Here is a 6,359-nt window from a genome sequence, read left to right as displayed (position 1 = left end):
CCGCGGGTGGAGCGGGCAGGACCGCCGGTGCGACCGGCGTACCGGGTGGCGTGAACGGCGCCGGGGCACCGGTGCTTCCCCCGCCCTGCGCACCCAGCATCGCGGTGAAGGTCGTCTCCGTCATCTGCAGGAAGGCCAGGTGGCTGTCGATCAGCATGCGCTGGCAGGCCTCATGGGCCTGTGCTGTGTAGCGCTGCACATTGTCGATCACGGCGAACCAGCCGGTGTCCGTGCCGGCTGCGGCAGCCGCAGGGGGCACGGGCGGTACGGGCGGTACGGCGAGGTCACCGGGCGCCGGCCCGGTGGCAGCGGGAGGGGTGGTGGCCTGGGCCGGAACCTGTGCAGCGGACGGGGGTGCGTCGAGCCGGCGGGGCGGGTTCGGCGCGGGCCGCGCGTCGGCCCCTCCGGCGGGCGGGTAGGCCCGGCCGTGGTTCTTGCCATTGATCTGCACGGTCATTCCGGGCCTGCTCTCCTCGGCTGCTGCTGCGGGCGGCGCGTAGGGCGCCCACACGTTGTCGTGGTCAAGGGGGACGCCCCACACGGCGAGCCGGCCGAGTGCGTCCTGCAGGGAGGTGACCCCGTTACGTCCCTTGCGGTCCAGGCCGACCGCCAGGTGCTCGCGGTCACCGAGGATCTGCGCGACGAGACCCGAGAGCGCGTCACCGGCGCCGACCTCGACGAACGTCCGTACCCCTGCGGCGTACATCGCTTCGATCTCGTCGCTGAACAGCACGGGTGAGGCGAGATGGTCGGCGATCCTGCGCCTGATCTCCCCGGGTGCGGACGGGTAGATCCCGGAGCCGGCATTCCCGTAGACGTCGATCCGGGGCTCGCTGACCGGAACCCCGCGCAAGTACGCGAGGAGCGGTTCGCTCGCCGGGGCGACGACCGGGCTGTGGAAGGCCGTCGCGGCTTCCAGCCGCCGGCTGGTGATCCCCTCGGCGGCGAGCTTCTGTTCGACGTCCCTGACCGCCCCTGCGGCGCCGGACACCACGGTCTGCGCGGGGGCGTTGTGGTTGGCCAGCCAGACGTTCTCGGCGCCGCAGCCGGCGATGACCTCCTCGATCCGGGCGCGTCCGGCCGCTACGGCCAGCATGGCGCCCGGCACGGCTGCCGCCTCGCGCATCAGCTCACCGCGCCTGCGGGCGAGGTCCACCAGGGACTCGGCTTCCAGGGCGCCCGCTGCGTGCAGCGCCACGAGTTCGCCGAAACTGTGGCCCGCCACGCAGTCCGGCCGCAGGCCGAGACCCCGCAGCACCTCGATCAGAGCGATACTGTGCACCGCCAGCGCGGGCTGAGCCCACTCGGTCGCGGTCAGCAGACCCTGCTGGGCGGCCCGGTCCTCGTCGTCGAAGGCGGGCGGTGGGAACACCACGCGGTGCAGTGCGTGCCGGCCGGATTCCATGGTTCCCAGCCGGTCCCACACCGCCTGGGCGGCCGGGGACAGCATGGCCACGTCCGCGCCCATGCCGACGTACTGGGCGCCCTGCCCCGGAAAGAGGAATCCGATCCGGCCGACGGAGGCCGCTCCGGCGGCGTAGTGGACACCCGTCGGTGTGGAGAAGCGCGTGTCCGGCTGCCGGCCGATCAGCGCGAAGGCCTGCTCGATCTTCTCCGACAGGTCGTCGTGGTGTGCCGCGACGATCGCGAGACGTACGGGGTCACTCGCGCGGAAGACCTGCTGGCTCTCCCGCGCGACCTCGGACAGCGGCCGGTCGTTGTCGATCGTCCGTTCCAGGAGGGTGGCTGCCGTCGGAGCGCTGAGGAGCACCAGCTCGGTGGGGGCGGTCCGGATGCGCCATGCCGGGCGGGCGCCGGCCCCGGGGGAAGGGACGTACTCCTCCAGGGTGACGTGGAAGTTGCTGCCGCCGAAGCCGAAGCTGGACACGGCAGCCCTGCGCGGCTGGTCCGGGGCGCGCACCCACGGGCGCGGCCGGGTGTTCACGTAGAACGGGCTGTCATCGATCCGCATGGCGGGGTCGGGCCGGTCCACCTTGATCATCGGCGGCAGGACCTTGTGGTTCAGGGCGAGGACGCTCTTGAGGAGGCCGACGGCACCGGCGGCGCACTTGGTGTGGCCGATCTGCGACTTGACCGAGCCGAGAGCACACCACTGCCTGTCCTCCCGGCCCGACTCCTCGTACACCTGGCGCAGAGCGGCGAACTCCGCCGTGTCCCCCGCGGCGGTCCCCGTCCCGTGCGCTTCCACCAGCTCGACGGTCTCCGGGCCGTAGCCTGCGTCCTCGTAGGCGCGCCGCAGGGCCCGCGCCTGCCCGTCGGGGACCGGCGCGTAGATCGCGCCGCTCCTGCCGTCCGAGGAGGTGCCGATCCCGCGGACGACGGCATGGATCCGGTCGCCTGCGCGCTCCGCGTCGGCCAGCCTCTTCAAGGCGTACATCACGACGCCCTCGCCGAGCATCGTGCCGTCGGCCGCGTCCGAGAACGGGCGGCAGTCGCCGCTGGGTGACAGGGCCGGCGTCTTGGAGAAACAGATGAACGTATCGACGTCGTTGGAGACGTCGGCGCCTCCACTGATCACGAAGTCGGCCCGGCCGAGAGCGAGTTCACCGACCGCCGCCGAGAGCGCCGCGAAGGAGCTCGCGCACGCCGCGTCCGTGGTGTGGTTGGTGCCGTGCAGATCGAATCTGTTCGCGATCCGGCCCGCGATGACATTGCCGAGCAGCCCCGGGAAGGTCGCCTCCTGCCAGGGGGTGTAGTGGCCGGTGATGCTGTCGCAGACGGCCTGCGCCTCCTCCTCGGGGATCCCGTTCTCCCGGAGGGCCTTGAGCCACACCGGGCGCTGGATCCGCGCGTTCATGTGGGTCAGCAGTTCCGTGGAGGCCGCCCCGAGGATCACCGAGACGCGGTCGCGTTCCGTTCCCCGGAGTCCACCGGCGTCGGCGAGGACCCGCTCGGCGACGGTGAGTGCGAGCAGCTGCACGGTGTCCGTCGCCCCGAGGGTGTTCGGCGGGATGCCGAAAGCCATCGGGTCGAACCCGGCATCGGACAGGAAGGCGCCCCGGCGGGCGTAGGTCTTGTCCGGTGCGGCAGGGTCGGGGTCGTAGTAGTCCTCGACGAGCCAGCGGGCGGCGGGGACATCGGTGATCAGGTCACGGCCGCTCACGACCGTACGCCAGAACCCGTCGGCACCGTGCTCGCCGGGCACGAGAGCGCCGACACCGACCACGGCGATCGGAACCTGTCGGGGGCCGGAGAAGGACATGCGGTCCACTTCCTTGCTGGTCGGTGGGCGCTGGGGCGCGGTCAGGCGAGGGGGCACGGGGTGAAGGCGAACGCCGAGGACGGCACCGGTACTCCGTAGGTGCGGAGCTGGTGGGCGCGGGTGACCACCGCGGCGCCTTCGAGCAGGTTGAGCGCGATCTGCACCACGGAGCGGTCGGCCCGCTCCGCCAGACAGCTGCCTGCCGCCCACCGGTTGAACGCGCCCATCGCCGGACCGCACCAGATCTGGAAGTCACTGCGCCGGGTGGTGTCCCCGGTGATGGCCCAGCGGCTGGAGTTCCCCAGGTACCAGCGGAAGACCAGTGCCATACGGTGTTTGGGATCCTGCTCGGCGCGGTCCGCCTCCGCGGGGTCGCGCTGCTGCCAGAAATGCCGGGTCCTCGCCCATACGTCGTCGATCGGGGCCCCGAAGACCTCCCGTTCGAGCTTGGCGCGCAGCTGCGGGGGCAGTTCCTCCAGAGAGGAATGAGCCTGGTACGCGGCATGGAGGTGTCCGGCTCTCTGGGCGAAGAGGCTTCCCCGGCGCAGGACTTGGAGCTTGACGCCCAGCTCGAACATGTCGGCTGCCGGGGCCATGATCACGTCGGCGATGTCGGCGTCGGCCAGCATCGCCTTCGCCTCGTCCGAGATTCCCGCTTCCACTGCGACCTGGTTCACCGAGCCCGTCACCACGTAGGCCACGCCGAGGGCGAACGCGGCGGCGACCGCGTCCGGCGTGCCCAGTCCGCCGGCGGCGCCGATCCTGACGGCCCGCGTGTACCCGTGGCGCCGGGTGAGTTCCTCGCGCAGGAGCAGGATCCGCGGCACCAGGACACCCAGTGGCCGGTTGTCGGTGTGTCCGCCGCTGTCGGACTCCACCGTGAGGTCCTCGGCCACGGGCACCAGTGCGGCCAGCGCGGCTTCCTCCGCGCTGAGTTCTCCGCTTTCGACCAGGGGGCGCAGCAGTTCGGGCGGTGCGGGTGAGAGGAAGCGTGCCGCGACTTCCGGGCGCGACACCTTGGCGAAGACCCGGGTACGCCGCAGGATCTGCCCGTCCGGGCCCCGGTGCAGTCCCGCTGCTGAGCACAGCACCACGGCCGGGGTGAGTTCCATGAATGCCGAAACCGAAATGCAGGGGACGGCGTGACGCAGGAGCAGCTTGGCGACCCGGTACTCCAGACCGGGCTCGCCGGGCGAATGGATCAGGTTCACCCCCCAGTTCGGCCTGCCGGCCAGCTCCGCCGCCAGCTCGTGAACCGCTCGTTCCACCTCGGGGAGGCCGAGACCGCCGGCGCCGAAGAATCCGAGCATCTCGGCCCGGGCCATCGCCACCACCATGCGTGTCGTCGCGATGCCGTTCGCCATCTCCCCGGCCACGTAGGGGAAGCGGACGCCGTGGGCCTCACAGAACGTTCGCCCGCCCAGCCACTCCGGATACAGCGGTGGCAGTGTGCCGACGATGCCGCCCGTGGGCCGGGGGCCCATCACGAGGCCCAGCTCCCGGCCGGTGGGGTCGGTGACGATGTGCGCATGGTGCCGAACCTGCCGGACGCAGGCCGCGATCTGCTCCGGCGTGAAGGCCGGTGAGGTGGTGACGGCTTCGTCAGGAGAGGCCAGTACGGACACGGGCTGGTTTCCCATCAGGAGGGGACTCGGGCGGCGTACGTGAGGTGGGGCACCCCGCAGAGGCAGCAGGACAGGTCAGGGCGCTCCGGTGGTGGCCGCGGGCCGCCCCGCGCCGATGCCGGCGGCCAGGTAGTCGAGATCGACGCGGATCCCGGAGGAGGAGGCGGCGGCGCCCAGCAGGTTCCGCACGCGCGTGTCGTCGAAACGGCGGCGGTGGCTCAGGTACGGCGTGAATCCGGGGTAGAGATCCGTGGCCGCTTCCAGCGGGGTCGGGTCGTCCGGCTTCCTCGCGACGAGCCGCACCGTGACCGGCGCGAGCCTTTCCACCAGAGCGGTCAGGACGGCGGTCGCGACATCGTGGTGATGGACGACGTGGTAGACATCGGCCCGCCCGGAGGGCGGCCGGCTCGCCAGTTGGACCATGACGGCGGCCGCGTGCTCCACGGGCATCAGGTTCAGATGTCCGCGGGGGTGGCCCACCAGCCTGACCACCGGTCGGCGTTCCCCGGGAACGCCGCTGGGAGCGGGACCGTCGCCGCACAGCGCGACCTGCACGATCCGGGTGAGGAACTGCAGGGGATGCTGGGGCAGTTCGGGGCTGGGCGGCAGGTCCGTGACCAGGACGCCCGGCCGCATGACCACAACCGGCCGCCCGTGGAGCCGCGACCAGTCGTGCACCAGGACTTCGGCCTCGTACTTGGACTGCTCGTAGCTGTTCTCGAAGCCTTGGCGGTCGTCCAGCTCGTCCTCGTAGACGACACCTTCACGACGTGCGCCGCCCACGAAGGCGGTGCCGATGTGGTGGACCAATGGCCGACGGGCGCCGACAGCGGCCAGCTCCAGTACGTTCCGGGTCCCTTCGACGTTGACCCGGCGGAGATGTCCGATCTCGTCGTCCAGGTTGATGTTTCCGGCGCTGTGCCAGATCACGTCCAGCTCGTCGGCCAGCCGCTGGAACGCGGCGGCGGGCAGCCCCAGTCCCGGCCGGCACAGGTCGGTCTCCACGACACGAAGCCTGCCGGGGAGTTCCGCGATCAGCGCGGCGGGCGCGTCGGACAGCTCCATGAAGCGGGTGATCCGCCCGAGCGCGCAACCCGATCCGGCATGCGTGAGGATCGTCAACGAGTCATGGAGCTGGAGCAGTTCACGGACGAGACGCAGTCCTAGGAACCCGGTGGCCCCGGTAAGAGCGACGCGCACTTTTCAGTAACTCCAAAGTCAGAGAACGGAGATCCGGCCGCTCTCCCGGGGGACCGCGGAGCCGGTGCAGCCGTCCGCGAACCGCACCGGCCGGAACTACGCCATGGACAACCACCGGCGTGTCGGCATGGAAACGGCATGACCGGCGCATGGGCGCAGATTCACCCGATCGGCCCTGTGCTCCGGTGCGGGACGGGCGGGAGCCGTACGGCTCGTCCCGCACCCACGGTGTACCGAAATCACCCAAGTGCCCATGTTACGGGCAGTGTTGTTCAGGCCGGTGGCGCCTCGGAGCGAGCGGCGCCCCCGCG

The 6,359-nt window shown here is 71.4% G+C and carries 3 protein-coding genes; all 3 read right to left on the bottom strand.

Going from position 1 to position 6,359, the window contains the following annotated elements:
• On the bottom strand, positions 1-3,223 hold a 3,223-nt coding region (locus tag VN520_RS00425), incomplete at its 3' end, for a beta-ketoacyl synthase N-terminal-like domain-containing protein (RefSeq protein ID WP_325744786.1).
• Between the two features lie 41 nt (positions 3,224-3,264).
• Positions 3,265-4,848: a PfaD family polyunsaturated fatty acid/polyketide biosynthesis protein gene (locus VN520_RS00420; RefSeq protein ID WP_325744787.1), complete on the bottom strand. Its 1,584-nt coding sequence runs from the start codon at positions 4,846-4,848 to the stop codon at positions 3,265-3,267.
• 75 nt (positions 4,849-4,923) lie between these two features.
• Positions 4,924-6,048 carry an SDR family oxidoreductase gene (locus VN520_RS00415; RefSeq protein ID WP_325744785.1) on the bottom strand — a complete coding sequence of 375 codons (1,125 nt, stop codon included), beginning with the start codon at positions 6,046-6,048 and terminating at the stop codon, positions 4,924-4,926.
• Positions 6,049-6,359 lie beyond the last annotated feature (311 nt).

The sequence above is a fragment of the Streptomyces sp. genome, assembly GCF_035563135.1.
GTDB lineage: Bacteria > Actinomycetota > Actinomycetes > Streptomycetales > Streptomycetaceae > Streptomyces.
Note: the sequence above shows the minus strand (reverse complement) of the source record. Positions and strands in the feature narration are given on the sequence as shown.